Source organism: Pseudomonas allii (assembly GCF_055380095.1).
In genome coordinates this window covers 3994941-4021427 of record NZ_AP039450.1, presented here as the reverse complement: position 1 = coordinate 4021427, position 26487 = coordinate 3994941, and the positions used below count along the sequence as shown (strand labels likewise).

General features: G+C 57.7%; 28 protein-coding genes. 27 read left to right on the top strand and 1 reads right to left on the bottom strand.

Going from position 1 to position 26487, the window contains the following annotated elements:
- The first annotated feature begins 71 nt into the window (after positions 1 to 71).
- From ACZ445_RS18150 to ACZ445_RS18050, 21 genes are all read left to right on the top strand, one after another.
- Positions 72 to 260 (top strand): Cro/CI family transcriptional regulator, encoded by a 189-nt coding sequence (locus ACZ445_RS18150; protein ID WP_053130838.1) that lies wholly within the window; start codon positions 72 to 74, stop codon positions 258 to 260.
- Positions 261 to 533: 273 nt separating this feature from the next.
- Complete coding sequence (locus tag ACZ445_RS18145; protein ID WP_065927350.1) at positions 534 to 1043, top strand: phage regulatory CII family protein; 510 nt, start codon at positions 534 to 536, stop codon at positions 1041 to 1043.
- Between the two features lie 216 nt (positions 1044 to 1259).
- Entirely contained in the window at positions 1260 to 3482 is a 2223-nt protein-coding gene (locus ACZ445_RS18140) for a VapE domain-containing protein (RefSeq protein ID WP_464707408.1), read from the top strand.
- A complete protein-coding gene (locus tag ACZ445_RS18135) occupies positions 3479 to 3838 on the top strand; it encodes a PA0613 family protein (protein WP_464707407.1) in 360 nt (119 codons plus the stop codon). The genes ACZ445_RS18140 and ACZ445_RS18135 overlap by 4 nt, the downstream gene beginning before the upstream one ends.
- A gap of 516 nt (positions 3839 to 4354) precedes the next feature.
- Positions 4355 to 4654 carry a hypothetical protein gene (locus ACZ445_RS18130; protein ID WP_065927354.1) on the top strand — a complete coding sequence of 100 codons (300 nt, stop codon included), beginning with the start codon at positions 4355 to 4357 and terminating at the stop codon, positions 4652 to 4654.
- A 58-nt stretch (positions 4655 to 4712) separates the two neighbouring features.
- Positions 4713 to 5057 carry a phage holin family protein gene (locus ACZ445_RS18125; RefSeq protein WP_053130823.1) on the top strand — a complete coding sequence of 115 codons (345 nt, stop codon included), beginning with the start codon at positions 4713 to 4715 and terminating at the stop codon, positions 5055 to 5057.
- A 19-nt stretch (positions 5058 to 5076) separates the two neighbouring features.
- Entirely contained in the window at positions 5077 to 5808 is a 732-nt protein-coding gene (locus ACZ445_RS18120; RefSeq protein ID WP_146476225.1) for a hypothetical protein, read from the top strand.
- A 208-nt stretch (positions 5809 to 6016) separates the two neighbouring features.
- A complete protein-coding gene (locus ACZ445_RS18115; RefSeq protein WP_464707406.1) occupies positions 6017 to 6511 on the top strand; it encodes a hypothetical protein in 495 nt (164 codons plus the stop codon).
- Complete coding sequence (locus tag ACZ445_RS18110) at positions 6474 to 8546, top strand: phage terminase large subunit family protein (RefSeq protein WP_464707405.1); 2073 nt, start codon at positions 6474 to 6476, stop codon at positions 8544 to 8546. The genes ACZ445_RS18115 and ACZ445_RS18110 overlap by 38 nt, the downstream gene beginning before the upstream one ends.
- A gap of 3 nt (positions 8547 to 8549) precedes the next feature.
- Positions 8550 to 8771, top strand: a complete 222-nt coding sequence (locus ACZ445_RS18105; RefSeq protein ID WP_065899722.1) for a DUF6148 family protein — start codon at positions 8550 to 8552, stop codon at positions 8769 to 8771.
- Positions 8768 to 10378, top strand: coding sequence for a phage portal protein (locus tag ACZ445_RS18100; protein ID WP_464707404.1), 1611 nt, complete (start codon positions 8768 to 8770; stop codon positions 10376 to 10378). Before ACZ445_RS18105 ends, ACZ445_RS18100 begins: the two co-directional genes overlap by 4 nt.
- A 2-nt stretch (positions 10379 to 10380) precedes the next feature.
- Positions 10381 to 11745, top strand: coding sequence for a S49 family peptidase (locus tag ACZ445_RS18095; RefSeq protein ID WP_464707403.1), 1365 nt, complete (start codon positions 10381 to 10383; stop codon positions 11743 to 11745).
- A gap of 42 nt (positions 11746 to 11787) precedes the next feature.
- A complete protein-coding gene (locus ACZ445_RS18090; RefSeq protein WP_464707402.1) occupies positions 11788 to 12204 on the top strand; it encodes a hypothetical protein in 417 nt (138 codons plus the stop codon).
- Positions 12205 to 12267: 63 nt separating this feature from the next.
- Positions 12268 to 13215, top strand: coding sequence for a Mu-like prophage major head subunit gpT family protein (locus tag ACZ445_RS18085; RefSeq protein WP_065899728.1), 948 nt, complete (start codon positions 12268 to 12270; stop codon positions 13213 to 13215).
- A gap of 35 nt (positions 13216 to 13250) precedes the next feature.
- Complete coding sequence (locus tag ACZ445_RS18080) at positions 13251 to 13499, top strand: hypothetical protein (protein ID WP_464707401.1); 249 nt, start codon at positions 13251 to 13253, stop codon at positions 13497 to 13499.
- Positions 13489 to 13698: a hypothetical protein gene (locus ACZ445_RS18075; protein ID WP_464707400.1), complete on the top strand. Its 210-nt coding sequence runs from the start codon at positions 13489 to 13491 to the stop codon at positions 13696 to 13698. The genes ACZ445_RS18080 and ACZ445_RS18075 overlap by 11 nt, the downstream gene beginning before the upstream one ends.
- A complete protein-coding gene (locus ACZ445_RS18070; RefSeq protein ID WP_464707399.1) occupies positions 13691 to 13978 on the top strand; it encodes a hypothetical protein in 288 nt (95 codons plus the stop codon). Before ACZ445_RS18075 ends, ACZ445_RS18070 begins: the two co-directional genes overlap by 8 nt.
- Before the next feature lie 5 nt (positions 13979 to 13983).
- Complete coding sequence (locus tag ACZ445_RS18065) at positions 13984 to 14436, top strand: hypothetical protein (protein WP_464707398.1); 453 nt, start codon at positions 13984 to 13986, stop codon at positions 14434 to 14436.
- A 10-nt stretch (positions 14437 to 14446) separates the two neighbouring features.
- A complete protein-coding gene (locus ACZ445_RS18060; protein ID WP_464707397.1) occupies positions 14447 to 15202 on the top strand; it encodes a hypothetical protein in 756 nt (251 codons plus the stop codon).
- Positions 15199 to 15546, top strand: a complete 348-nt coding sequence (locus ACZ445_RS18055; RefSeq protein WP_065899740.1) for a hypothetical protein — start codon at positions 15199 to 15201, stop codon at positions 15544 to 15546. The genes ACZ445_RS18060 and ACZ445_RS18055 overlap by 4 nt, the downstream gene beginning before the upstream one ends.
- 65 nt (positions 15547 to 15611) lie before the next feature.
- Entirely contained in the window at positions 15612 to 15803 is a 192-nt protein-coding gene (locus ACZ445_RS18050; RefSeq protein WP_464707396.1) for a hypothetical protein, read from the top strand.
- Between the two features lie 57 nt (positions 15804 to 15860).
- On the opposite strand, the gene ACZ445_RS18045 is transcribed toward ACZ445_RS18050, so the two are convergent.
- Entirely contained in the window at positions 15861 to 16901 is a 1041-nt protein-coding gene (locus ACZ445_RS18045) for a hypothetical protein (protein ID WP_464707395.1), read from the bottom strand.
- Between the two features lie 278 nt (positions 16902 to 17179).
- Here ACZ445_RS18045 and ACZ445_RS18040 point away from each other — a divergent pair, with 278 nt between their 5' ends.
- The 6 genes from ACZ445_RS18040 to ACZ445_RS18015 are packed head-to-tail and all read left to right on the top strand — an operon-like array spanning position 17180 to position 26486.
- On the top strand, positions 17180 to 19951 hold the full coding sequence (locus ACZ445_RS18040) for a hypothetical protein (protein ID WP_464707394.1): 2772 nt from the start codon (positions 17180 to 17182) through the stop codon (positions 19949 to 19951).
- An 8-nt stretch (positions 19952 to 19959) separates the two neighbouring features.
- Positions 19960 to 20610: a DUF2460 domain-containing protein gene (locus ACZ445_RS18035; RefSeq protein WP_464707393.1), complete on the top strand. Its 651-nt coding sequence runs from the start codon at positions 19960 to 19962 to the stop codon at positions 20608 to 20610.
- Positions 20607 to 21467 (top strand): DUF2163 domain-containing protein, encoded by an 861-nt coding sequence (locus tag ACZ445_RS18030; protein WP_464707392.1) that lies wholly within the window; start codon positions 20607 to 20609, stop codon positions 21465 to 21467. Before ACZ445_RS18035 ends, ACZ445_RS18030 begins: the two co-directional genes overlap by 4 nt.
- Positions 21464 to 21922, top strand: coding sequence for an NlpC/P60 family protein (locus ACZ445_RS18025; protein WP_464707391.1), 459 nt, complete (start codon positions 21464 to 21466; stop codon positions 21920 to 21922). The genes ACZ445_RS18030 and ACZ445_RS18025 overlap by 4 nt, the downstream gene beginning before the upstream one ends.
- Complete coding sequence (locus ACZ445_RS18020) at positions 21906 to 24416, top strand: phage tail protein (RefSeq protein ID WP_464707390.1); 2511 nt, start codon at positions 21906 to 21908, stop codon at positions 24414 to 24416. The genes ACZ445_RS18025 and ACZ445_RS18020 overlap by 17 nt, the downstream gene beginning before the upstream one ends.
- 12 nt (positions 24417 to 24428) lie before the next feature.
- Complete coding sequence (locus ACZ445_RS18015; protein WP_464707389.1) at positions 24429 to 26486, top strand: SGNH/GDSL hydrolase family protein; 2058 nt, start codon at positions 24429 to 24431, stop codon at positions 26484 to 26486.
- Position 26487 lies beyond the last annotated feature (1 nt).

Below are 26487 nucleotides of genomic sequence, written 5' to 3'. Positions count from 1 at the left end.
GGAGTCCTTCATTTGCTTGCCAAATAATTTAAGTGTACTTACTGTATTGGGCAGGCAAACAGGAGAGCACCATGCTCACGACAGAAGTAATCGCCTTCTTCGGAGGGAAATCTAAAGTGGCTGCGGCTCTGAAAGTCTCCCCCGCTGCAGTATCGCAATGGGGCTCTGAGCCGCCGCAGTCACGCCAGTATCAGGTTCAAGTGCTTACAGATGGAAAGCTCAGGGCGACAGATAAAGCGTCAAGCCAGCAGGCCGCTTAACGAAGTAAAAGGCAGAGCGGCGCGGAGCAAACCAATACAACGCGCCGTTCCACCACCCCCCAAGGCACGGATGCCCTGGGTTGCCTGCTAACCCACCACGGTCTGCAGGCTGTAACGGAAGGGCACATGCGGAGCGTGTGCCTTGCCATCGGGGTGCAGCCGGGTTTTCTACCACAGAGCAACCGGCTGCATGCGACCACCTGTGAGTGACCACAGCACAACTGTACCAAACAGGCATGCAGCGGTCACTGGCAGAGTTTTTGGAGTTTTGCCATGAACCGTAAACAGTTCAATTCCAATGAGCGCGCACGGCGTTCGCTGTTGACTCTACCGCAAGCTTTGCTCCACGCCGCACGTGATTATCCGGGCGGCGCCACTGCCATTGCCGCTATCGACGGCGGAAACGCCACCACACTCAATCATAAGCTGAGCCTGACCAATACCAGCCACACGCCTAACATTGGCGATCTTGAATTGGTGCTAGATGCCACGCGCGATCCGCGCATTGTAGATGCGTTGCTGCATCCCATCGGCTGGGTGGGAATCGACGTTTCTGAGTTGAGCGACACCGACACGGCGCAGTCGCTAATGGCAGGCATTGGCGAGTTGCTTTCTCGTGAGGGGGAGTTAGCCACGCATGTATCGACCTCATTGTCCGATGACAAATTGGACGATGACGAGCTGGCTGAGTTTGAACTGCTGGCCGAGCGCATGGTGCAGGCTGTGTTCAAGTTGCGCGCGGTACTCCGCAAGATGCATGCGGAGGATCTGACCTATGTCTGACAACGCAGATGTTGCTGATAACGTCATTGCTCTTAATCTTGCAGTGGCCATGGCCGCCCGACCTATTGCCAATCCAGGTCAATGTACGCTCGAGTGCGTGGACTGCGGGGATGTCATCCTAGAGGCTCGGCGGTTGGCAATGCTTGATCGCGGCTGCACGCGCTGCACGCGCTGCACTGACTGCCAGGAGCTGGCAGACCAGCGTGGGGTACTGGCATGACCAATCACGAACTACTCGATTATGTGTTGGCCCAGTTGCAGGACTACGGGCTTAAACCAGAAACCCCATTGGTGATTGGTAAGCGAACGCGTTGCGAGTGCGACGGTGACAAGGCCCCGGAGAAAACGGGTTGGTATGTGATCTATGAGCATCTGACGGGGGATGGAAAAACACTGTATTGCGGCGCGTTTGGCGATTGGCGTCAGGGTGAAAAAGGCAGCTGGCAGAAGATCAAGCCTAAGGGCGGGCGGCTAAGCGCTGAAGATCGAGCAGTGATGCGCGCCAGGGCCGAGGAGGGTCAGCGCAAGGCCGCCTTGGCTGAGCACCGAAAGCACCGCACTGCCGCCCGGCGCGCTGCTGGTATGTGGAAACACCTATCTGAAAAGGGTGGTTCGCGTTACTTGGATACCAAGCGGGTAGTCGGTATTGGTCTGCGTTACAAGGCGAAGAGCGGTACTGCTTTCGTGCCGATGCGCAATGTGAAAGGCGATATTGTCGGGCTACAAGTGTTGTACCCGGAAAAGCAGGCTGCTACGGGTCGGAACAAAACCTACTGGCCGTACGGTTTGGCGAAGGAAGGCGCATTTCACCTGATCGGCCCAGAGCCCGAGCCGGGCGATGTGATTTTGATTGCTGAGGGATACGCGACCGGCGCCAGCCTGCACATGGCGACCTCGCTGACGGTATGTATTTGCTTTGACGCCGGCAACCTGCTGCCGGTGGCACAAGCCATGCGCACAAAGTATCCCGGCCGGCAGCTGGTGTTTTGCGCAGATGATGATTGGAAGACTGTGGTGAATGGGCACCCGTATAACGCGGGGGTAATCAAGGCTGGCAATGCGGCGGTTGTGATTGGTGGCCAGGTGGTTATGCCGGTATTCGACAACAACCGGGAAGACAGTTGGACCGATTTCAACGATCTTCACTGCGCTGAGGGCCTGGATACGGTGCGCCGTCAGGTGCTAGCGGTGGTGCGTCCGTCTGCTGATGAGGGATGGCGCGAGAAGCTGCAGTATTCCGAAAAAGGCGGGTTGATCGTACATCCATTCAATGTTGCATTGATTCTGGGTAATGATAAACGCTGGGCCGGGGTAATCGCCTGGGATTCGTTCAGTTCAAAGACCCGCAAGTTACGTACGCCTCCATATGGTGGGGGCAAGGGCGACTGGAGTGATCTGGACGATATTAGGGTGGCGCTGTGGCTTGCTGATGTGTACGGGCTGCGGGTGAAGACTGCCCACGTGGTTGAGGCTGTAAGTGCAGTGGCGAATGACAACGCTTACCACCCGGTGCGCGAGTATCTAGAATGCCTTGAGTGGGATGGCCTGCCACGCCTTGAGCGTTGGTTGCAGGATCGGCTGGGTGTTAAGGATAGTTCGTACACCCGCAAGGTGGGCAAGCGCTGGATGATTTCTGCGGTGGCCCGCGTTTGTCGACCTGGCTGCAAGGCTGACTCAATGTTGATTTTGGAAGGCTTGCAGGGCGAGGGGAAATCCACGGCTGCGCGGGTATTGGGCGGCGAGTGGTTCATGGATACATCCTTTGATCTGAGCAGCAAAGATGCCTACCAGGCGATCCGGGGCAAGTGGATTGTGGAGATGGCCGAGCTGGACTCACTGAACAAGGCAGAGTCGACCAAGGCTAAACAGTTCGTCTCATCGCCCATCGACACCTACCGCGAAAGCTATGGTCGGCGAATGCTGGATGTGCCCCGGCAGAGCGTTTTTATCGGCACTACCAACCAGGATGAATACCTGAAGGACGACACAGGTAACCGCCGTTACTGGCCGGTGATGTGTACCAAAGTTGATCTTGAGGGCCTGAGAGCCGACCGTGATCAACTCTGGGCCGAAGCGTTAGCCTGTTTTCGCGCAGGTGACATATGGTGGGTGGAGCGTGATGAGGCTGATGTGTTTGCAGCTGAGCAGGATCAGCGTTATCAGGCAGATATGTGGGAAGACCTAGTGGTCGGCTACCTGGCCGACAAGCATATTGGCGATACGGTGACAGGCGCGCACTTACTTGAGCATGCGCTCAACATCGATCCAAGCCACTGGGGTAGACCCGAGCAAATGCGCATCGGCAAGATTATGCATCGGATGAATTGGCCTCGGCGGCGCAAGGGTAACTGTGTGCGTGGTGTGCGCAGCTATGAGTATGTGAAACCGCCGGAGTGGAAGCGAGGGGCGGCGGTGCCTAGACAGGAGACCGCATTTTGATCCCAGAAATGGATGAGATGTTGAAGCTGTGGGCGCTCGATATGCACGGCGGTGGCGGCGCTGAAGGTGCTGCCAGCAGCATGTTGGGTCAGTTGATCGATTGCCGGGGAGAATTGATTCGAGGCACACGCGGCGGTTCAAAAATGCTTCTGCCGTGGAGTGCAGACATTGAGGTGATCGTAAACAAGCATCTGTCCTGGCATCTGGTCCAAGTGGTGCAGGAGCATTACCTGAACCGTGAAAGTGTGGAACGCCAGAAATGGGCGCACTGCGGGTGTGGTCGGACGCAGTTCTATGCGCGCTTGCACTCGGCACATCTTGAGATCGCAGGCATGCTGTTGGAGCGCGTAGCCTGATGAGGGCGCGGCGCGTCCCTATACGGCCTGCTAGTGTTTTGGCTAGTGGGCCATCTGCGCGCCGCGTCTTAATTGATGATGGCCCACCGTCCCACCTTTTTTCAATCTTCTCGCATGTGACGCACCCACCCACATACGCGCGCGCACGCGCAGCGTTTATTAATTCTCCCTTTACATGGAAAAAGTAATAAATAGTAGGACGGAAGGGCGCCGCTTTGATTTATCGGTGTTTCAGACGTCGCGCCTCTCTTGAGATCAGTGGGACAAGAGGGTCCATGCCTGCGGCGCTAGAGCCAGTAACGTTATATGTCCGTTGATTGCTGGTGTATTGCCGTTGATTGCAGGGTGGCAGCGCTGAGCTCTTGCTGCCACCGGACTGGAGGGGTATAAATCAGTCATGTTCAAAGAGGTATGCAAACAGCGATCTCACCAAAAACCCGGCCTTTGCGCCGGGTTTTTTCATTTCTCCTCAGACGTACTACTTCGTACAGACAATTTTTCCTTTGGAACTGAGAAATGGAACGAGATCAGAGGCTGTTGGTGAAAATCTTAGACGTCTGCATCAAGGACTCCGATGACTGGAAGCTCGATTTATCGGGCAAGGATATTCGCAGCAAATTCTCCAGCGCCGAGTGTGTCCATTGGTCCGGTGTAGTCGTGGATGGCCATATCGAGCTGCTTGTAGATTTGGGTTGTATCAATGTTGAAGGGGAAGCTCCGGATATACGTATCCAGCGCGTCACCAATGCGGGATATAACTATCTCGACAGAAGCAGAAGGTTGAGTTCGCGTAGCAGTGAACTCCCCATCCACTAGACAACAACGTTTTTGAGCCCTGCCTAGCGCAGGGCTTTTTCGTTTACGGAGTAGGCCAATGACGAACGAACAGCAAGCGCTGGCAGAAATGCCGATCTGGTTAGTGATCGTCCTGGCCCTGGTGGGCGGTGTGTCGGGCGAGATGTGGCGAGCGGACAAGGAGGGCGCCCGGGGTTGGGCATTGATAAGGCGGCTGGCCCTTCGGTCCGGCGCCTGCGTGGTGTGCGGGGTATCGGCGATCATGCTGCTGTACGCTGCGGGTATGTCGATCTGGACATCCGGCGCACTGGGATGCCTCACCGCAATGGCAGGGGCAGACGTTGCCATCGGGCTGTACGAGCGCTGGACTGCCAAGCGCCTGGGCCTGCAGGAAGCAGAAGCCAAGGGTGAGGCCGGACCTTAAACATCCAGGGGCAATGACCATGATGCGACTTGAGATGCGTGACAACATCGACAAGATCGTCAGGGAGATGCGTGGGCTTAGCAAGTCGAAGGTGCCGATAGCCGCTGCCAAAGCGCTGACCTTCACCGCCGAACGCGTCCAGGCGGCTGAGAAGGCCGAGCTTGAGCGAGTCTTCGATAGGCCCACACGGTGGACGCTTAACTCGGTCTTCAAGCGCAGTGCCACGACCAGCCGCCTGTTTGCCCGGGTGTGGGTCAAGGACGAAGCAAGCTCCGGTGTGCCCGCGTCCAAGTATTTGCCGGTCCACATTGACGGTGGTAACCGACCACATAAGCGATTTGAGAAAGCGCTGATCCACTACGGCTTGATGCCAGCGGACATGTACGCCGTTCCTGGTCGGCGCGCCAGGATGGATGGCAACGGCAACATCAGTCGCGGCCAGATCGTGCAGATCCTGTCCGCACTCGGAGCAGCTGAGCGGGTGTCGGGCTTCATGGCCAACCGCACTCAGCGTAGCAGGCGCCGCAACCGCAACGCACCGGACTATTTCGTGGGGCGGCCTGGCAACGGCACCGGCCCTTTGGGTATCTGGCAGCGGATCGGCAACGGGGCACGACCCATCTTGATCTTCGTCAAGCGCCCCACGTATCGGCGGCGCTTTGACTTCTACGGGGTGGCTAATCGCGTGGCCGAAGCCGAGTTCGAACCGCTGTTCCGACGTGCCCTGGCACGGGAGATGGAGCGAGGTTGACCTCTTGTCGGTTTCGTGCATTTTTCCTAAAAAATTGGTGAATTTTCAATGATTTGTCGGGGTTTTGGCTTGACAGGTCGGCCTGCGACCCAAAATCAATGGGTCCTTCCAGGCAGCGGGGCCATCGGGGTAATTCGAACCCCGACTTTTTTGCAGATTCAACCCTACATGGGGGGTTCCGCTTCCCTCCCAGCAACAGGACCAGACCATGGCAACCCAACATGAAATTGCCGAGCACCTGGACATGAGCGAGCGAAATGCCCGCGACGTGCTCAAGGGCCTGTCTCTGGATTGGCAAACGGCAAGCATGGACGCGATACGAACGGCCTATATCCGCGATTTACGCGCGAAGGCCGCTGGGCGCGGGGGCAGCCAACTTGAGGAGCTCAACAGAGCGCGGATCGATGACCTGCAGCAGAAGTCAGCCAACGGGCGGTTGGTGTATTACGAAAAACTGCGCTCATTGATTCCCTCCGGTGAGGCAGAGCGTGCGCTGTCTGACTGGGCCAGTTTCGCAAACCGGGAATACCTGGGCGGCCTTGAACGCATCATTCAGGAAATCGAGAACGTGCAGAAACTCACGGTAGATCGAACAGTGGTGGCCAAAGTTGCTGGACCTACGACCGAGCGAATTGCAGGCTACGCGCGAAAACTTGGCGCGGAGCTTGTCGGCAGCAGCGGGGAAATTCAACCCGCCGCGTGACATACCGACCGCGCACTACCTGAGCTCCGAGTTTTACCTGCCCGCTGAGAGCGGCGTGCTGCACGGCCTGTACGATTTCCAATACACGCCTTACTTCCTCGGCGTTGCTGCCGCCCTAGATGATCCCCGGGTCAGCGAGGTGGATCTGATGAAAGCGGCGCAGATCGGCTGGACGTGGTTCTTGATCGGCTACCTGTTCAAGTTCATCCATAATTTGCCGCGCCCGATCATGATCCTGTTCGCCAAGGAAAAAGACGGCAAAAACTTCCACGACGAAAAACTCAAGTTCGGTGTTACGGCGAACACTGAGGTGGCCAAGTTGATGCCGGTCGACGTCAGCCGCACCTCGGGCAACCGTTGGGACCACAAAACCTTCCCGGGCGGGTTCCTCAAACTGGTAGCCTCGAACTCACCCGGCAACGTCAAATCCACGTCCTCCGTAGGTTTGTCGGTGGTGGAAGAACCGGACGACACCAGCGACGACGTGAAGGGGCAGGGTGATGCGATCGCTCTTTTGGAGGAGCGCGGCAAGCGCTACCCCGGCTCGAAGATGTTGGTGGGCGGTACGCCGGCGATCAAGGGCGCGAGCAAGACCGAAGCGCGTCTGGCCCAGACCGATTGCCGGGTTTTGCCGATCATCTGCCACAGCTGCGCCCAGTCGCATGTGTTGGATTTCGCCCATATCAAGTGGCTCGACATTGAAGATGACGCCCAGCCCCACGAGATCTACGGTCGAGCGGATCCTGAGACCGCCGGCTACGGGTGCCCGCACTGTGGCGAAATTTGGGACGACTACCAGCGCAAAGAGAACATCCGCAACACGGTGTTCAATGCGATCGATGCCGGCGACCCATACTGCGGCTGGGTGCCAACCAAACCCTTTGCCGGTCGTGCCGGATTCATTGAGCTAAACGAACTGTACGCATGCCTGCCCGGTACCAGCTTGGCCGATATAGTGCGGGAGAAACTCAACGCCGAGCATCAGGCGTCGATTGGCAATCTGTCGTTGCTGATCAAGTTCGTCAACCAGAAACAGGGCCGTGCTTACGAGTACAAATCCGATCTGCCTGAGGCCGATAAATTGGCTGAGCGGGCAGAGGACTACCCGGAGATGTTTGTGCCCATGGGGGGGCTGGTGGTCACCGCCGGCGTCGACGTGCAACACGATCGCTTGGCGGTGGTGATGCGGGCCTGGGGCCGGGGCGAGGAATCCTGGCTGATCTACTGGGGCGAGATCTACGGCGAGGTGGTGCTGCCTGACCAGGGCGTCTGGCTTGATCTGGAAAAGCTGCTGTTTGCGCCGATTCCACACGCCTGCGGCGCCAAGCTGAGGGTGCTGGCTACTTCGCTGGATACCTCGGACGGCACCATCACTCAAGACGCGGCGTATGCGTTTTGCCGTAAGCATCAGCGCAACGGCGTGATGGCGATCAAGGGCGCGAGCGAGCGTGGCAACACCCGCGACGATGAGCGCCGGGAGATCTTCAGTGCCCCTCGGCAGTGTGTCGATACGGACAAAGAGCAAAAGGCCTCTAAGTACGGCCTTCGCCCTTACATTGTCGGTACCTCGCGGGCCAAGGATCTGTGGATTGAGGGCCGTCTGCCATTGGCCGGTGACGGCCCTGGTCGGATGCACTTTTACAAAACGGTGCGTCCGGATTATTTCCGGCAAATCACCGCCGAAGTGAAGGCGCCCAGCCGGCGACACCACTACCGCAAGGTCTGGCAGAAAAAGGCCGGCCAACCGAACGAAGGTACCGACTGTGAAACGTACGCGTTACACGCCGCCCGTTCCCTGAAAACGCATTTGATGCGGGAGCAAGATTGGGCGGGGCTCGATGCACAGATCCGTCAGGGTGCGTTGTTTGATCCACCCGAGCAGGATCAATCCGAGGAAGAACCCGCTCCGGAAATGGACGGGGCTAGCCCGGAACCGACACCACCCGTCGAACCACCCAATCTCCCGCCCTCTGGCGGGAGAATTGTTTCTGGGCGCCGTAGTGCGATGCGCGTGCTCTCCCAACGCAGGAATTAATTCATGGCTATCACCCTGGAACAAGCGCAGGGCCAGCTGCAAGCCTGGCTCGATGCGAGCATGAAGGTCAGCCAAAAGCAGAGCTACCGCATCGGCACCCGGCAGTTGGAATACGCCGACCTTGCCGAAATAACCAAGACGATCGACTACTGGCAACAGCAAGTTGATCGCCTGGAAAGTGGCCGTCCTCGGGGTATCGTTCTGCGTGGGATTACGCCGCGATGAGCCGCGCACCGAAAGTGCCAGAGCCGACGCTGCTGGATAAGGCCATCACCTGGCTCAGCCCCGAGCGCGGCGCCAAGCGCATGCACGCCCGGTTGACCATGACTGCCTTGGGTGGTTACAGCGGCGCGTCGAAGTCCAAGCGCACGTTGAGCGCCTGGAGCCCAACGGCAGGCAGTGCGGCAGCAGATCTGCTGCCCGACTTGCCCACGCTTCGCGAACGCTGCCGAGACCTTGAACGCAACAACCCCATCGGTGGTGGTGCGATCAATACCGTGACGACGAAAACGGTCGGCACCGGCCTGGCGCTTAAGTCGGTGGTCAATCGCTCGATTTTGGGCTGGGACGAAGACCAGGCCAGGGAGTGGCAGCGCAAAACCGAATCGCTGTTCAAGTCCTGGGCAGAAACCACTAGCTGCGACATCACTCGCGAGCAGAATTTCTATGGCCTGCAGGACTTGACCTGGCGGTCGGTGCTGAGCAGCGGTGATGTGTTTACGTTGCTGACCCACAAAGAACAACCCGGCCAGCACTACTCGGCGTGTATCCAGCTGATTGAGGCCGACCGGGTTTGTAACCCTAGCAACAAAGCCGACACGGACGCCCTCACCGCCGGCATTGAACGTGACGCTGATGGGGCGCCGATCAAGGCTCACATTCTGCGCAGCCACCCGGGGGCGCTGGGCGTCAAAGAGCGCGTCTGGGATGACCGTCCGTTCTTCAACGAGCGCGGCGGTCGGGTGCTGCTGCATGTGTACCGGCGTCGTCGGGTGGGCCAGCCACGCGGTGTGCCGTACTTGGCACCGGTGATTGAAAAACTTAAGCAGTTGGACCGTTACACCGATGCTGAACTGGAAGCGGCTGTGGTGTCTGCGTTCTTCGCCGTGTTCATCAAGCCGGGGCAGGGCGGCAATCTGAGCCCTTTGGCATCGGCCGTTACCGGCAACACCCCGGTGGGTGGCGATAAACCTGCCGGGCGGGATCAGGGCGGTTGGGATGGCTCACTCAGTGGCGGCATTGTCGCCGAGCTGGATGACGGTGCGTCGATCGATACCGCATCACCGGGTCGCCCGAACATGGCATTCGATCCGTTCGTGCTCGCCATGCTCCGGCAGATCGGCATGGCCCTGGAGCTGCCTTATGAGGTGCTGATCAAGCACTTTACCGCCAGTTACACCGCCGCGCGTGCTGCGGTGATGGAGGCTTGGCAATTCGTTCGCGGTTGCCGTGACTTCCTGGGCCAGCATTTCTGCCAGCCTGTGTACGAGCATTGGCTTGAAGAGGCTGTGGCGCAGGGAGACATTGAGGCTCCCGGGTTTTTCGACCACCCGTTGTTGCGCTATGCGTACAGCGGGTCGCTATGGGTGGGTGATGGTCCTGGCACCGTTGATCCGCTCAAAGACATCAATGCTGCCGAAAAGCGTATCGATATTGGTGTCAGCACCCTCGCCAAGGAATCCATGCTTTACGACGGCAGCGACTGGGAAGAGAACCACGAACAGCGTGCGCTTGAAGTGAAGCGTAGGCGCGATGACGGCCTATCCGTGTCACCAACGGCTCGCCCCGAGGATGAACCTGCGGCCAATCCTGATCTTCCTGAACGGACCTAACTATGAGCGACAACCCAACCGATGCACCTCCCGTGCACCGGGTGACGGCGTTCGACCTGGTATCACGCGAGCCCTGGGCCATCACCCCGGACATGCTGCAGACCATTACCGCCATCGCCCGACGGGAGCATGAAGGCCCGGAAGCCTTGGAGGCCAGGCAGGGCAAACCCTTGCAGAACAGCCGCACGGTGACCCAACGCGGCAATGTGGCATTGCTGCCCGTCACTGGCCCGGTGTTTCGCTACGCCAACTTGTTTACGGCGCTGTCCGGTGCGACGTCGCTGGATGTGCTGGCCAAGGAGTTCACCACTGCCGTCGACGATCCGCGTACCGATACCATCATTCTGGTGATGGATACACCCGGTGGCATTGCCAGCGGCATCGCTGAATTCGGCCAGATGATTCGGGCCTCGCCCAAGCTGGTGGTTGCCTACGTGTCCGGTAACGCGGCCAGCGCTGGCTACTGGATAGCTGCAGCAGCCCATGAAATCGTCATGAGCCGCACCGGCGCTGTGGGCTCCATCGGCACGGTGCTGACGGTGCGCAAAAGCGACGACGACGGCAGTTTTGAGATCGTCAGCAGCCAGAGCCCGAAAAAGCGGCCTGACTTCAGCACTGAATCAGGACGTGCTGTGGCCCAGGCCCATGTCGACCGGCTGACTGACATCTTTGTCGAAGACGTCGCCAATTACCGTGGCCTCAGTGTTGAAACCGTTTTGGCCGACTTCGGCCAGGGCGATATGCGTATTGGCTCCGATGCCGTGGCATTGGGCATGGCCGACCGTGAATCCACCCTTGAACAACTCATCGCTGAGTTCAACAGCAGTTCTTCTGGAGAAAGACCTATGTCTACTACCACCAACAGTAACGCACCCGCTCCAACTGCAGAAAAACCCATGATCAACCGCGAATACCTGGCCGCGAATCATGCCGAGCTGCTCGCCAGCCTGGAACATGACGCACACGCCGCTGGTGTCGCTGCCGGTGCCCGCGCTGAGTGCGAACGCATCCAGGCGGTGGAAGCCGCCGCGCTGCCCGGGCACGAAGAGTTGATCGCCACGCTCAAGTTCGATGGCAAAACTAGCGGTGCCGAAGCGGCGGCGCAGGTAATCGGCGCCGAAAAAACCAAACGCGCCGGTGCTCTGGCCGACATTCGTGCCCAGGCGCCTGCACCGGTGCCCAACGCGCTGACGCCACCGGCAGCCCCTGAGGCTGTGAAGGAGGATTCAGAGGCGCCGCTGGAGGAACGCGCCAAGGCTACCTGGGACGGCGACAAGGAGCTGCGCGCCGAGTTTGGCACCTTCGAGGCCTATCACGGCTACCGCAAGGCCACCGAGCGGGGCCTGGTCAAGGTCCTGAAAAAGTAAGTACCGGGTAACCCCTTTCCACCTATGGCTCTGGAGAATCCTATGCCTCTTACACTCGACACTCCTCGCGCTTATGAGATCGGGGACATCAACGATTTATCGGTTGCGGCCGGCGTGCAGATTTTCGAAGGTTCGGCGGTCGGCATTGTCGCGGCCAACGGCCTTGCGCGGCCTCTCGCGGCAGGCGATCTGTTCGTGGGCTTCGCCGATCGCGGCGTCGACAATCGAATCGGTGCCGCTGCAGCAGCACGCGTGCGTCTTCGCGAAGCCGGCAAAGTTGAACTGCCCGTCACTGCACTGGCGATCACCGACATCGGTAAGCCGGTGTATGCCAGCGACAGCGGCACGTTTCTGCTCACTGTCGCCGGTAACAGCCTGATCGGGCATGTTCACCGGTTTGTGCGCACCGGCGTCGGCATCGTCAAGTTCACCGCCCAGGCCATCCCTGCAGCGGCCTGACGCATCACGCAACCCGTTTTTCAAACTTTTCTCTGACCGTATCCTTCTTCAGGAGAATCACCCATGGGTGCTGAAGTACTTTCCAGCCGTGCAATCATCGGCATGTTTTACGAACTGCTTGAGCAGAATGTGGGGTCGAACTGGATCGACGCCGTGTCCAACCTGTTCGACTCCGACCAGGCCAAAGAAACCTATCCGTGGATCGGTATGGTGCCGACCTTGCGTGAGTGGATTGGTGGTCGCCACGCCAAGGGCTTTATCAGCGCTGATCTCGAAATCGAAAACCTGCATTTTGAGGCCACCCTCGAAGTGCTGGTCACCGAGCTGCGCCGCGACAAAACCGGACAGTTGCGCATTCGCCTGGGCGAGCTGGCCGACCGCACTAACGCGCATTGGGCGCGACTGCTGTCGGTGCTGCTGCTCAACGGTGAAAGCCAGACCTGCTATGACGGCCAGTACTTCTTCGATACCGACCACGAAGAAGGCCAGAGCGGCGTGCAGTCCAACAAGATCACCACCGACATTTCCGAACTGCCAGCGACACTTCACGGGACGCCCAGTCGGCCGAGCGTTGAGGAGTTTCAGCAGGCGGTTGCCCGATCGGTCACCCAGTTGACCAGCTTCAAGGATGACCAGGGTGAACCCATCAACGAACTGGCACGCGAGTTTCTGGTGATGGTGCCGTTCAACCTGCTGAGCGTTGCGCAGACTGCGCTTAGCGTGCCGCGCGGTACCAACATCAGCGAGATCGTCATGCCGGACAACGTGGTTGTCCGCGTGGTGGGCAACGTGCGTCTCAACGCCTGGCAGGACAAATTCGTGACCTTCCGCACTGACGGTCGTTTGAAAGCGTTCATCCGCCAACAGGAAACCGACGTGGCCATGAAGGCCAAGGCCGAAGGCTCGGAGTACGAGTTCGACAACGATGCCCATCAATACGGCGTCGATACCTGGCGCAACGTGGGTTTTGGGCGCTGGCAGTACGCCGTTCTCAACCAACTGGTGGCGTAACCATTCCGGCCGGACACCTCACTGAGGGCATTGATATGCCGAAATACCGCGTGGAACAGACGATCACCCTTTATGGGGGTGAACTGGTCCTGAATGCGGCCCAGGCCAGTGCGCGTGCGCACAACCTGGAGCCGGTCGCAAACAAGAAGGGCCGCTACACCATTGTGTTGCCCGTTCAGTTCAAAGCTGGGGAGGTTATTGTGATCCCCGGTGAGCCGGACAAGGCGTTGGGGCAGCGGTTGTCGAAATTGGACAAGGTCGCAGGAGAGCGTAATGCCGAATAAATCCTACACGGTGCTATCCGGCTCCTTTCGCGGGCCAGATGACAAACTGACCGGGGCAGGGGGCGTGATCGAGTTGCCTGATGACGTGGCCCAGCGCTTTCGCCACCAGTTGGAAGTGCTGATGGTCGAGCCAGCACCGGCACCTTCCGCTGCGGCTGAGGGCGGACGCAAGCCCGTCAGGGTAAGCCCTGATGCTTGAGGAAGATCTCAGGGGCTTCCTTGAGGACTTCGACGTCGGCGGGATGGTTGATGGTCAGCCGTTTCTGGCTGCGCGGGATATGCCGGACGAAATCCACGGCATGGGCGGCACCAACAGCCAGTCGACCGGCTACGAGATCCTGGTCATCACCGCCGAGGCCGAGCGCCTCGGAATCGACAACCCCAAACTGATCACCGTCGCCGGCGTGAATTTTCGCGTTCGTGACCGTCGGATGATCGATGACGGCGCCTTTAGCCTGGCCTCCCTCACCAAGGTTTAACCCTCATGCCCTCGATTCAAGAACGCATCGTCGCAAAGGCGCAGGCGCTGATTCTGGCCGCCGGTACGTTGGCGGCAGACCGGGTGTATCGCAGTCGTACTGAGGCGATCAGACGGGATATGACGCCGGCGATCGTGCTGCGCCCTGATCTTGAAACGTGTGAGCGCGAAAGCGTTGCAGTGGATCGCAACCAGTTCGAGCTGACGGTGGAAATCATCGCCAGGGAGGACACGGTTACAGGTGCTGCCTGGGACCAGGTGGCTGACGTGGTTAAGGTTGCCGTGCACGCGATCCTGATGGCAGAGGACGCCTTTGAGGAGGCGGATCGGGTGCAGCGCTTTTACATAGACTGGATCGAAGACGAGGGCGACAACACCGCCGGCAACTGCATGGTGCGCTACCGCCTCACCTACCTGTGCAACACCGGCGACCTGACGGCCGGACCTACCTTTTACTGAGGAACACATTATGCAAATCGCATTCGGCAGCGGGTTGTTTTACGCCACTCCGCTGATGGACGCTTATGGCAATGCCATTTCCGCGCCGACTCCCATCCTGCTGGGCATCATGCAAGAAGCATCGGTGGACCTGTCGTTTGATTCCAAAGAATTGTTCGGCAGCGAGCAGTTTGCGGTTGACGCGGCGCGGGGCCAGGGCAAGCTGACGGGCAAGGCCAAGTCCGCCCAGATCAGCCTGCTGCAGTGGAATCAACTGGTGTTCGGGCAGACCCTGACCACCGGCCAGGTGCTAGTCCATCACTCTACCGTGCCCACGGTGATTCCGGCAGGGGCGACCATTACGGTTGAGCCGCCCTCGGGTGGCACGCTCTCAGGAGATCTTGGGGTACGGGGCGCCGGTGCGATCCCTTACGTACGAGTACTGAGCGCGCCGACAGTGGGGCAGTACACCTTTGATGCCGCCACGGGGGAATATGCATTTGCCGCTGCAGACGTGGCCAAGTCAGTTTTCGTTGATTACCGCTACACCGTTACGACGGGTAAAAGTCTGTCGGTGAAAAACCTGCCCATGGGCGATATGCCGGTGTTCCAGGGAGAGTTGGTCCTGAAATACAAGGGCAAGACCGTGTATGTGCGCGTCCCTAATTTCGTCAGCAACAAGCTGGGGATCGCCACCAAACAGGACGACTACACCATCCCGGACTTTGAATTCACTGGCTACGCGGATGAGTTCGGCGAAGTGTGCTATTGGAGTGCCAACGAATGACCGTCGTGAATGTCCCTGGCGTTTCGTTTCCTTTTCCCGGTAAGACGCTTGTCATTCCACCCTTGGCCCTGGGTGATCTGGAGCAACTGTTGGAGCGGATCAACGCGGTGATGGCCGGTAACATGGACCGGGACAGTATCGCGACGGTGATCGATGCCACGCACGCGGCATTGCGTCGGAACTACCCAGACATTGAGCGCGCAGAGGTGGCAGCGCTGCTGGACCTTCGCAACATGCGTGACGCACTGGATGCGGTCATGAGCGCTTCGGGTCTGGAAGTTATGGAGCCGGCATCGGGGGAAGGCCAGGCCCCTTCGACTGGGGCCAACTCTACGCTCACCTGATCGCGTGCACGGGGCAGAGTCCGGTCACGTTACGACGGGACTGGGACATGGTCATGGTGGGACATATGACCAACTACTGGCGAAACCATCCGCCCGTTCATGTCCTAGTCGCTGGTTATTTAGGCTATAAAGCTGCTCCTTCTATAGGTGATGCTCCTGCGCTAGAAAGCGACTTAGCCGAGATCGCCGCTGATTTGCGGGACGATTTACCTGAGCATTTACGACATGCCTTGGATGCTTTTATTTCGGTAAGGTGAACTCATAGCTCAGAGGTAGTGCTCTCTGAGCTATGAGAGGATTAGGCTTTTTATAGGTTATCTCAAAGAAAGATTTAGCTTTTGCGAGTAAATTTCTGCTGATTTCACTTGTATAGATTTATCTGAAAGTATTTTTGCATCGATTTCGATTCTGATCAGAGCGTATTTCATATCGCTGTAATAATACTGTTCTATGCCATATTGACCAAACCATTGGCCTGGTGCTTTTTCTTTGAGTGGGAAATAAACCGGTGGCGCATCAATATTTTCCCTGTCTTCCCGCCAGATGCTGAGAACTGGCGCGTCTTCCGTGCCTCTCACTGTAAGACGATATAGAGGTTTTCTCTCCTTTGCAGAACTTCCAAGGTCGGCACTTCTAGGTTCGCTAGATTCATTTAGTTTGAGGTTAAAGCTGCTCTTGTTTACGTTGTTCTCGTCGTTCTTCGTGACAGTGTTAACCTTTCCCTTACCTCCAAACCAAGGAGTCTTAAGCTTTGCGGAAACATACGATAAGCACAGGTTGGGGTTTTTGACGCTTATTTTAAGTTTGTCTGGAGATTCTGGAGATTTACTCAAGCTTATTTTTGCAACTGAGACTCCAAAAGTTTGCGCTATTGTGCTCGCATCCAGGTCTAAGTTGGCTGATGTCTTACTCTTGGCCTCAAAGGCGTAGTCGGAAACCATGATGCATTTGTAAACGAATTCCTTTTCGATAGGTGCGCCACGACTGAAATCTTTTATTTGAGTGACCGACCATCCTGAAGCACTTGAGGTGGTTGATCCTGAATGCTCAATACCTGCTTTTGCCAGCACGCCTTTAAATGACGCTTCTGCTCCGGCTTTGTAGTTAGAGTAGTCTTCCGACTGAACATCGTCGTAAGAGGGCGACGTCAATACGGTGTCATCACTAATTATGTATCCAGCTCCGCCTAAATATACATTTCCTGAGTCGCGCTCAACGTACCGCCCTAGTGCCTTTTCGACAGGGGGGCTTAGCGTTTTCCAACCGAAACTCTTACCTGGACCTGTGTCATTTGACACACACCCGAGCATTGATGAAGTGATCGCTACAGTTACGATTGATTTTTTTAAGCTCATGAAGATTCCCCTGTTTCAGAAATGAGTCAGTTGGTGGTTTAGCAGTGCTTGTGCTGACGGTTTTACGTGCTCGCTTTTTTATAAATGGTCTAGCAGACAAGTGTGGAGATTGCAAAAAGTGACCAGTAAAAGTCTTTTAAGAACTGGTGGTTTGGTGGGCTTTATTATGTTTATGGGCCTTCTGTGACGATTTATAACACGGCTAAAATGTAGCCTTTTTGTTTTAAGTCGTTGTTCTTGTTGGAGGTGGGTGTAGGTCTTTAGATAGAGACGACAGCATGGAAAAAAATATTGCGTACCAGTTCACGGCCGGCACCCAAGGTTTCGATCGTGCAGTTGAAAGCATCGAACGGAACATGCGAGACGCCCGGACGACATTTAGTCGCGAGTTGAGAGCGATCAATACCGAGATGCTCGGCAGTCAAACCCGGCTCGCTCGCTTTGGTCCGGCGGTGAATGAGGCTTTCTCCGGCGTCAGTACCATTATGCGTTCGGGCCTCGGTGGTGTGGCGGCTGGCATTGCGGGTGTGTTTGGTCTTGGCGCTTTCAAGCTGGGTCAAATCGTTAGCGATAGCAAGGACGCGGTGATCCAACAGGAGGCTGCTTACCGTGGACTCGAAGCGGTGGCCAATCATGCCGGAGTCGGTATTGGCCGGGCCATGGATGAGGCCAACAAGCTCGCCTCTGACGGCTTGCTCAGCGTCGGTGACGCGGCCAAAGCCCTGCAAAACCTGCTCAGTCGTGGTTACAACGTCGACCAGGCAGTGGCGGTGATCAACCGCCTGAAAGATGCTGCGGCGTTCAACCGGCAGGCCAATCTGAGCATGTCGGAAGCTGTGGTGTCGGCCACAGAGGGCTTGAAAAACGAAAACTCGGTGCTGGTGGATAACGCCGGTGTCACGAAGAACGTCGCCAAAATGTGGGACGAGTACGCCAAAAGCATCGGCACTAGTCGCGACAAGTTGTCGGATTCCCAAAAGATTACGGCCGAATACAACGGCATCATGAAAGAGACCGAGGCCCAGGTCGGTAACGCTGCCAAGGCGGCAGATGGGTTGACCGGCAGCCAGGCCGAGCTCGACTCCAAAAGCAACCAGCTGCAGGTCACCATCGGTACCATTCTTGAGCCTGTCTTCATCAGCCTGAACAAGCGGCTGTCTGAGACTGCCAGTTGGTTCAATAACCTTCTGAAAAGCATGACGGGTGTTGGTGTGACCGTTGATGAGGTCGCTGCCAATGTCGCCCGCTATGAACAAGCGCTGGCGAATTTTACGGCAGGTCCACGTGCTGGAGGCAGTAAGGCACCGCTTGAAGCCACACTGGCCGAGGAGCGCCTGCTGCTGGAAAACATGCAGTTGGTGTCCAACAAGCTAGAAGAAGTGGACGCGGGTATGCGCTCCCGTTCTGCTCGCATCGAAGAGCAGCGGCGCAAAGTGGCCGAGATGGCCGCGACCGGCAATACAGCCCTGACCAAGGCACCACAACAGGGCAGGACAAGTCCGACCGCTTACGGCGTTGAAGTCGCCAAGTTGACCAAGCTGGAGCAGGCATACGCTGCAGCTGTCGAGCATCGGAAAAAAGTGGTTGAGTCCACAACTCCCCCTAAAAAAGAGGATGACCCGGTAAGTGCGCCGGCGAATACCAAATCACGGGTCAGTGAGTGGGCAGAAGCATTGGATGCGCAGAAGGTTGCTCACGCCCAGCAGCAGGCCGAGCAGGGCACGTTTCTGCAGTTCTCCGAACAGCAGGAAATGCAATATTGGCAGGGCATTCTCAAGCGCACGGATTTGAGCGCGGCCGAACGCTTGAGTGTTCAGCGCAATTACCTGGCGTCATTGGATGCGTTGCGCCGGCAGGACGAAGGCCAGGCCTTTGCCGATCTGCAGGCCCAGGCACAGCAGTACCGCAACAACATGGACGCGCGCTTGCAGATCGCTCAGCAGACATTAGAGCGCAGCCGGCAACTCTACGGCCAGGACAGTCAGGAATACCGCAAGGCTGCGGCTGAGGTGGTTGCTGTAGAGCGCGAAAAGCAGCAGCAAATCACCAACATGAAACAGCAACAGCTGGCCGCTGATCAGCAGGCGCGGCTTACCGATGTTGCCCATGCCGAACAGATGGCCCAGCTGGATCTGCAGGCCAACCTGATCACCCAAGGCCAATTGCTGCAGGCCCAAGCCGAGTTCGAAAAGCAACGGTATGCGATCGAAGCTCAGGCATTGGCCGAGCGTAAAGCACTGCTGGAGCAGGATCCTGACCGTAACCCGGTCGCCCTGCAGCAGGTCCAGCAGCAGATCCTGGCGCTGGAGCAAACCCACCGCAACAGCATGGCGTTGATCGGCAGGCAGCAAACCTTCGAGTCGCAAAGCAACTGGACGGGCATGGTCGACAGTTTGCGTACCAGTTGGTCGAGCGGGTTGAGCGGGATCTTGAGCGGCACCATGAGTACCCAGGGCCTGCTGCGAGGGATCTTCACCAGCATCGGGACCGCCTTCGTTGAAAACATGGTCACGAAGCCATTGATGGCCTGGATTTTTGGAGAGACGGCTAAAACCGGTGCGACGGTAGTCGGAGTTGGCGTTCGAACGGCAGCAGAGGCGGGCGGTGCAGCTATGTCCGTGGCGATCTGGGGGGCGGCGACGATCAAGAACATCATCGCCAGCGCCTGGCAAGCCATGGCTGGTGCTTTCGCAGCCATGTCCGCCATTCCAATCATTGGTCCGATCCTCGGTGCGGCGGCTGCAGTGGCTGCCGGCGCATTCGTATTTGGCCTGGTGAAAAACGTCGCCTCGGCCGAGGGCGGCTATGACATCCCCGCTGGTACCAATCCCATGACGCAACTCCACGAGCAGGAAATGGTGCTGCCCAAGCAATACGCCAATGTCATTCGCCAGGCAGCCAATGGGGAAGGGCAGTTGGGAGGCGCTGGCAACAGCTATCACTACCACGACAACAGCGGGCGAATGTCACCTGCTGATATTCGGCGTGGTGCCCGGGTGCTGGCCGAGGAAATGCAGAAAATGCGGCGCAACGGCGCCATCAAAACTTAGGGGGCGAGATGTCGTTAGGACCTTTTTGGCCGGCGCGCTGGATCGCCAATTACCCCGATATGGGCGCGTCGGTTGACGGTGTGCTGCCGCGTCTGCCCGGGCAAACCCTGCTTTCAAAAAAGGCGCCTGAGTGGAGCACCGGTGTGCAGAAAGCTGCCAGTGGTCGACGCCGGACAACGGCGTACTACCCCGCGCCGCTGTGGTCTTTCCAACTGAGCTACAACGCGGTGCGCAAGCGCCCAGGTTTAGATGAGTGGTCGAGGCTGATTGAGTTCTTTAATCAGCGCAAAGGGCAATTTGGCGAGTTCCTGTTCTTTGACCGTAGCGATCACCTGGTAACGCTTCAGCGCTTCGGCACCGGGGACGGCACCACGCGAACATTTCAGCTTTCCCGGGAGATCGGTCACTGGGTGGAGCCGGTGTATGGCGTCGTCAATGTGGATGCTGTGACCGTCGGAGGCGTTTCCATTTCTGCCTACAGCGTGGATGAGTTGGGGCTTATCACCTTTGCGGTGGCGCCTCCCATTAACGCTGCGTTGGTGTGGAGCGGGGCGTTCTACTTCCGCTGTGCTTTCGAGGCCGATTCGCTCGACGGGGCTCAACCCTATCGCACGATCTGGGAACTCAAAAACATCGCGTTCACGAGTATCAAACCATGATCGATGCCACACCTGAATTGAAAGCCTTTCTGGCTACGGCGCGCAGTTTTGTCATGGCGGATCTGTACACGATTGCCCTGGCCAGCGGCCAGGTGCTGCGTTACACCGATGCGGGTTTGCAGATCTTCTATTCCGGACAGAACTACTTGGCCAGCGGCCCCCTGATCAAGCGCACCGGTGTCCGGGCGGTGCGCGGGATTGAGGTCGACACGTTGAGCGTGACCTTTACCGCCGGCATGGACGACACCGTGTTCGGCGAGCCCTTGTTGCCATTCATTGCCGGTGGCGGTTTTGACGGGGCCACCTTGAACCTTGTCCGAGCGTTTATGGCGGACTGGCGGTCGCCCGTGGTGGGCGCGGTCACACGTTTTATCGGACGTGTCGCCGAGGTGGATCCTGCCGACCGCGAGCAGGCGACGGTGACAGTGAAGTCGCCGATCGAGCTGCTGGATACCAAGGTGCCCCGGGGTGTCTATCAGCCCTCCTGCCTGCGCACGGTATACAGCGCCGATTGCGGGGTGAACCGTGCCCTGTTTGAAACCGTGGGTGTGGTCCAGGGCGGGAGCACGGCTCTACGTGTGAACTCCAATGTGTCCGCCACTCAGGGTTGGTTCGATCAGGGCGTGATTCGTTTTGTGAACGGTGCCAATACAGGTGTGACAAGAACCGTGCGCCGATTCACGGCAGATGGCGCCGTGACGATGATCCTGGGACTGCCAGGTGTGCCATTGGCGGGTGATCAATTTTTGATTTACCCGGGTTGCCCACGGACGCTGGATGCTTGCACCAACAAATTTGGCAACCGAGCGCGGTACCGGGGTATGCCGTTCATTCCCGTCGCGGAGACCTCCGTATGAGCGCGTTCGAAGTGCCGCAGCGAGATGCTGTGGTCGCGCAGGCCGAGCGTTGGTTGCGCACGCCCTACCAGCACCGGCAGCACCTGCTCGGCGTTGGCGTCGATTGCGCCTGGTTGCTGATTGAGGTGTATCACGCCGCCGGGTTGATTCCCTGGATCGATCCTGGGGCGTACGCCCAAGACTGGCACTTGCATCGCAGTGAGGAGCGTTATCTGGGCTGGCTGGAGCTGTACGGCCAGCAGATCGACGTCCCGCAACGTGGCGATGTGGCGGTCTGGAAGTTCGGCCGGACCTTCAGCCACGGCGCAGTGGTAGTCGGTGAGCACTGCATCATTCACGCCTATCGAGACATCGGCGTCGAGTTTGCGGATATGCGCGAAGAGCGGCTTTCCAGCCACACCGTGCGTTATTACACACTTAACGGATATGGAGTCAGCGATGGGGGGCAGCAGTAGTACCATTTCCAACAGTGCGACACGTATCAACGCGTTGCAGGTCCAGAGCAGTGCCAGTGGCAAGCCGATCGCCTGGATCGCCGGCCGTAATCGCATCAGCCCTAATCTCATTTACTACAACGACTTTGAAGCGGTCGCAAAAACCACGACGAAAAAATCGGGGGGTAAAGGCGGTGGGGGGGCTACTCAGAAGGACACGACCTACACCTACTATGCGGCCATCATTTTGGCTGTCGGGCGAGGGCCGCTGGGGGCGATACACCGAGTTTTTCGTGACAAGGAAGTGTTTTCCTCACTGGCGCAGATTGGTTTGAACTACGCCAATGGCACCCATGACCAGGCCGTGTGGGGTTTTCTTCAGACTCGCCACCCGGCTGAGGCCATTGCCTATTCCGATACGGCCTACGTGTTTTCAAGCAGGTACCTGCTCAACGATAACGCCGGCGTCCAGAATCATACTTTTGAGGTGGACGGTCGTTATCAAGTGCCGGGCCTGCCGGATGCCAACCCGGGCGATTTCCTGCCCGGGCTTTTGCTCGATCCTTTGGACGGAATCGGTTTTACCCCGGCGTGGGTGGCGGATATGTCGAACTACCGCAACTATTGCTTGGCGGAAAACTTACTCTTGAGTCCAGTGCTCGACGAGCAGGCGCCGGCGAATGAGGCCATCGCGCGCTGGTTGCAGCTGACCAACAGCGAGCTGGTGTGGTCTGCCGGTCAACTCAAGGTGATCCCCTACGGCGACCAGGCTGTCACCGGCAACGGTGTGACGTGGTTTCCGAACATCACGCCAGTGGCGGATCTGACCGATGACGATTTTCTCTCAGAGGAGGGTGGGCCTCCGGTCTCGCTCAAGATCAAGAGCCAGGCCGACAGCTACAACGAGGTGTCGCTGGAGATCCTTGATCGCGATCACGAGTACAACACGGACGTGGTCCGTGCGCCTGACCAGGCTGCCATTGAGCAGTTTGGCTCCAAACCGATGGACACCATCAAAGCGTACGAGATCTGCAATATCGCCATCGGCGCCCATGCGGCGCAGTTGTTGGTGCAGCGCAAGCTGTACGTGCGCAACGAATATGAATTCTCCCTCGGCTGGCAGCATGTGCTCCTAGAGCCCATGGACCTGGTGACGATCACTGATCCTGGCTTGAACCTGCATCAGCGCCTGGTCCGGTTGATTTCGGTCGAGGAGGACGAAATGGGTAAGTTGGCGATCGTGGCCGAGGATGCGTTGCTGGGCGTCGGCAGCGCGCCCAACTATCCCGTGCAGAGCAAGAGCGGTTATCAGGGCAATCAAAACGTCGCGTCAGGCCCCGTCCTTCCGCCCGTCATGTTCAACCCACCCGAAAGCTTGCTGCCCGCCGGCACTTTGCAAATATGGGGAGGTGTTGCCGGCGTGGGTGAAGCCTGGGGCGGTTGTGAGATATGGATCAGCGCTGATGGTGACAGCTATCGGTTAGCGGAGACGATTTACGGCAGGGCGCGAATGGGGCAGTTGACCACGGCGCTCGCATCCGGAAGCGACCCCGATACGGTCAACACCTTGTCCATTCAGTTGGCAGCGGCGACCGAGTTGGCAGCCGCCACTACCGCTGAGGCAGATAGTGGCGCAACGCTGTGTTGGGTAGCTGGTGAATTGCTGAGTTACCGCGACGCGGTGCTCACCGGCGTCGGAGCCTATGAGCTGAGCTATCTGAGACGCGGACGCCTTAGCACTTCGGTGTCCAGCCACTCGGCTGGTTCACCCTTTGTGCGGTTGGATGATGCGGTTTGGAAGTACAGCTATACGTCGGACCAGGTCGGTAAGACCGTCTGGGTCAAGTTCCGCTCATTTAACGTGTTCGGCCGAGCGCTTGAGGATCTGGCGGATGTCACGGCCTACAGCGTCACGTTATCGCCAGCTAGGGTTGCGCCTGATACAGCGCAAAATCTCGCCCTGGTCGGTGCCTTCGAGGCGCCGTACTTCACCGTAAGCTGGGTGGCCGGAGCTCGTGCCGAGGATCGCTTGGTACGTGTTCGTCACGCGGGCAGCAATGCTCTCCTGCGAGAAGTGGCGACCACCAGCACGGCATTCACCTACCAACGTGAAGATGCGTTGGTGGATGGTGCGCTCATTCGCAGCTATCGGGTAGAAATCATCGAGCGAAACGCTGCAGGCCAGGCACCACTGGTGTCGCTGTTGGTCACCAATACGGCGCCTGTGCCTGTGACGGGAACCGCCGTCACGGTCACTGGAACCACCACAGCGGATGTCAGTTGCGCAGCCAGTGTTGAGCCAGACGCGGCCGGCTATGTGTTTGTGTATTCGACAGAGGAGGACTTTGATCCGGCAACTGCAGGAACGATCGGCTATCAAGGCGTATCACGCACCGGGCAGATCACGGGACTGACGCCAGACATCACGTATTACCTCTGCGCTGCAGCGTACGACACTTGGAGCAGTGTGCGCAGTCAACTCAACTTCGCTCCGGCGATCACCTTCATCACCTGACAGAGACTCATCATGCAACCTATTCAATTCTTTGCCGCAAGGGCTGAGGACGGCGTATTGCTGCCTGGAGCCACCGTTCACGTCTACAGCAGTGGTACCTCAATCCTTACGGCGTTGTTTAGCGACGCAGAGGCGACTGTCCCACTTGCCAATCCGACTCATGCGGATGCGAGCGCACGGGTGTTTTTTTATGCAAAAGAACGAAGGATTGACGTATCGATTGGTTACGGAGGGTATGTTGCGCCTTTGCTGAAGGACATCGTAACGACTGATCCCGAGGACATTTTAAATGTGGTGGTTGAGGCTGCAGATCGGGCTGAAATTGCGAGTAGTCAAGCTCAGCTATCTGCAGGAATCTTTGCGACTACGGCGCTCGGTTTAGCAGGTACGGTGTCGGGGAGATACTTCAGTGTGCCAACCGCCGATAACAATGAATATTTGATTCTGTACCAGAACAGTTCCGGGGTTGCGATTGAGGTCAAGCGCTACCCAAGCGCAGCGGCCGTGAGTGGTGTGACATCCCGGGTGGCAAGTATCGAGCCTCCGGTTAAGTCACTCAGTATCCAAGTCGGCAAAAACCTTTACAACAACGCCACGCAGGTTGCAGGTGGATCCTTCAATACGACAACTGGGGGAGATACGGCGCCGGGTGGGTCTTGGTATCGTAGCGAGTACATCCCAGTGGCAGCTGGCGCAACGTATAAGTTCTCTCTTGCTGCTGTCCCTGCAGCAGCGAATATGGCTTATGCCTTTTATACCGCCGCTAAAGCGTTTATTTCTGGCGCTGGAGGTGCCAACAGCGTGAGTGCTCCGGCTGGAGCTGCATACCTGCGGGTAAGCTTTAACTGGGCAGGTCCTATCACGGCAATCGTTGCTGCAGATGCGCTTCCTGGTCAGTACGTTCCATACCGGCTGGAGATGAACGGTAATAGCAGCGAGGCGGGGCTGTACATCGGTAAAGACCTGTTATCGAAAACGCTTGTTGAGACGGGGTCTGCCATAGTCGCCGGGTTGTCACCTCAATTGGATTATGTGACTGAGCGACATGCCTCTTTTATCGACACACCCTCTAATTTGTTTGATTACAGAGCACGGATAATCGGGAAAAATATTAGTTCGACAAATGGCTTAGAGGTTAACGTTGAAGGCTGGTGGGCGACCGGTTTTATTCCCGTTGCTAATGACGGGGCGACTTACCGATCAACAACAAAGTCATCAACCATCAACGTCATGCCCCAGCCGCAGTTCAGTACACAAGGTGTGACAGGGGCATGGTATGACGCCGACAAGCGTTTCTTGGCCGGAATAGTGAACTTGAACAGCATGACCGCGCCTGCAGATGCCGCTTACATACGTATCTCCTCCAACAGTGCTTCACCGGAGAAGATCATGTTTACCAAGGGCGCCGACTTGCCTATCAGGTATGAGCCCTATCATTCTTCGTTATCGCTAACACGTGTGACCAATATACTCCCACCGTTTTGGGGGAAGAAATGGTGCGCATTAGGGGACTCGTTCACTCAGCTGAATTTGTACGCGGCGAAGTTGTGTGAGGTTACTGGGTTGCAGCAAACTAAAAATCTGGGAGTTAGCGGCCAGCTGTTGCGTACGATGGCGGATAACTTGGCGGCCGGTGATTTGGACGGGATTGATGTGGTGACCACCTGGGGTGGCACGAATGACTACGGCCACGGCAACTGTCCATTGGGCACCCTGGCTGATCCGAAGGAAACGATCTCCATTCATGGCAACGTTCGGTATTTGATCGATAAGATCCTGACCATAAAGCCTACGGTTCAGCTGTTCTTCTTCACTCCAACCAATCGCGGACAGTTTGGCTCGGAGCCAGTACCGCCAACATTGAACAGCTACGGTCTGAGTATCCAGGCCATTGGCAAGGCCATGATGGACGTATGTCGGGAAATGGGCATTCCATGCTTAGACATAGGAGGTCTGTGCGGTATCAATAGCTACAATTTGTCCGTCTACACGGCTGACAACCTTCATCCAAATCAGCTCGGGGCTGACATCCTCGGCAGCCAAATGGGGAAATTTATTAATAGTCGCTAAC

Bases quoted from the DNA above. Each gene is read 5' to 3' on its own strand.
- ACZ445_RS18130 (WP_065927354.1), top strand. From the start codon at position 4,355: ATGGAACGAGATCAGAGGCTGTTGGTGAAAATCTTAGACGTCTGCATC.
- ACZ445_RS18075 (WP_464707400.1), top strand. From the start codon at position 13,489: ATGCCGAATAAATCCTACACGGTGCTATCCGGCTCCTTTCGCGGGCCA.
- ACZ445_RS18095 (WP_464707403.1), top strand. From the start codon at position 10,381: ATGAGCGACAACCCAACCGATGCACCTCCCGTGCACCGGGTGACGGCG.
- ACZ445_RS18060 (WP_464707397.1), top strand. From the start codon at position 14,447: ATGCAAATCGCATTCGGCAGCGGGTTGTTTTACGCCACTCCGCTGATG.
- ACZ445_RS18115 (WP_464707406.1), top strand. From the start codon at position 6,017: ATGGCAACCCAACATGAAATTGCCGAGCACCTGGACATGAGCGAGCGA.
- ACZ445_RS18140 (WP_464707408.1), top strand. From the start codon at position 1,260: ATGACCAATCACGAACTACTCGATTATGTGTTGGCCCAGTTGCAGGAC.
- ACZ445_RS18125 (WP_053130823.1), top strand. From the start codon at position 4,713: ATGACGAACGAACAGCAAGCGCTGGCAGAAATGCCGATCTGGTTAGTG.
- ACZ445_RS18030 (WP_464707392.1), top strand. From the start codon at position 20,607: ATGATCGATGCCACACCTGAATTGAAAGCCTTTCTGGCTACGGCGCGC.
- ACZ445_RS18100 (WP_464707404.1), top strand. From the start codon at position 8,768: ATGAGCCGCGCACCGAAAGTGCCAGAGCCGACGCTGCTGGATAAGGCC.
- ACZ445_RS18015 (WP_464707389.1), top strand. From the start codon at position 24,429: ATGCAACCTATTCAATTCTTTGCCGCAAGGGCTGAGGACGGCGTATTG.
- ACZ445_RS18045 (WP_464707395.1), bottom strand. From the start codon at position 16,901: ATGAGCTTAAAAAAATCAATCGTAACTGTAGCGATCACTTCATCAATG.
- ACZ445_RS18055 (WP_065899740.1), top strand. From the start codon at position 15,199: ATGACCGTCGTGAATGTCCCTGGCGTTTCGTTTCCTTTTCCCGGTAAG.
- ACZ445_RS18070 (WP_464707399.1), top strand. From the start codon at position 13,691: ATGCTTGAGGAAGATCTCAGGGGCTTCCTTGAGGACTTCGACGTCGGC.
- ACZ445_RS18120 (WP_146476225.1), top strand. From the start codon at position 5,077: ATGATGCGACTTGAGATGCGTGACAACATCGACAAGATCGTCAGGGAG.
- ACZ445_RS18150 (WP_053130838.1), top strand. From the start codon at position 72: ATGCTCACGACAGAAGTAATCGCCTTCTTCGGAGGGAAATCTAAAGTG.
- ACZ445_RS18020 (WP_464707390.1), top strand. From the start codon at position 21,906: ATGGGGGGCAGCAGTAGTACCATTTCCAACAGTGCGACACGTATCAAC.
- ACZ445_RS18065 (WP_464707398.1), top strand. From the start codon at position 13,984: ATGCCCTCGATTCAAGAACGCATCGTCGCAAAGGCGCAGGCGCTGATT.
- ACZ445_RS18040 (WP_464707394.1), top strand. From the start codon at position 17,180: ATGGAAAAAAATATTGCGTACCAGTTCACGGCCGGCACCCAAGGTTTC.
- ACZ445_RS18085 (WP_065899728.1), top strand. From the start codon at position 12,268: ATGGGTGCTGAAGTACTTTCCAGCCGTGCAATCATCGGCATGTTTTAC.
- ACZ445_RS18025 (WP_464707391.1), top strand. From the start codon at position 21,464: ATGAGCGCGTTCGAAGTGCCGCAGCGAGATGCTGTGGTCGCGCAGGCC.
- ACZ445_RS18105 (WP_065899722.1), top strand. From the start codon at position 8,550: ATGGCTATCACCCTGGAACAAGCGCAGGGCCAGCTGCAAGCCTGGCTC.
- ACZ445_RS18090 (WP_464707402.1), top strand. From the start codon at position 11,788: ATGCCTCTTACACTCGACACTCCTCGCGCTTATGAGATCGGGGACATC.
- ACZ445_RS18035 (WP_464707393.1), top strand. From the start codon at position 19,960: ATGTCGTTAGGACCTTTTTGGCCGGCGCGCTGGATCGCCAATTACCCC.
- ACZ445_RS18050 (WP_464707396.1), top strand. From the start codon at position 15,612: ATGACCAACTACTGGCGAAACCATCCGCCCGTTCATGTCCTAGTCGCT.
- ACZ445_RS18080 (WP_464707401.1), top strand. From the start codon at position 13,251: ATGCCGAAATACCGCGTGGAACAGACGATCACCCTTTATGGGGGTGAA.
- ACZ445_RS18145 (WP_065927350.1), top strand. From the start codon at position 534: ATGAACCGTAAACAGTTCAATTCCAATGAGCGCGCACGGCGTTCGCTG.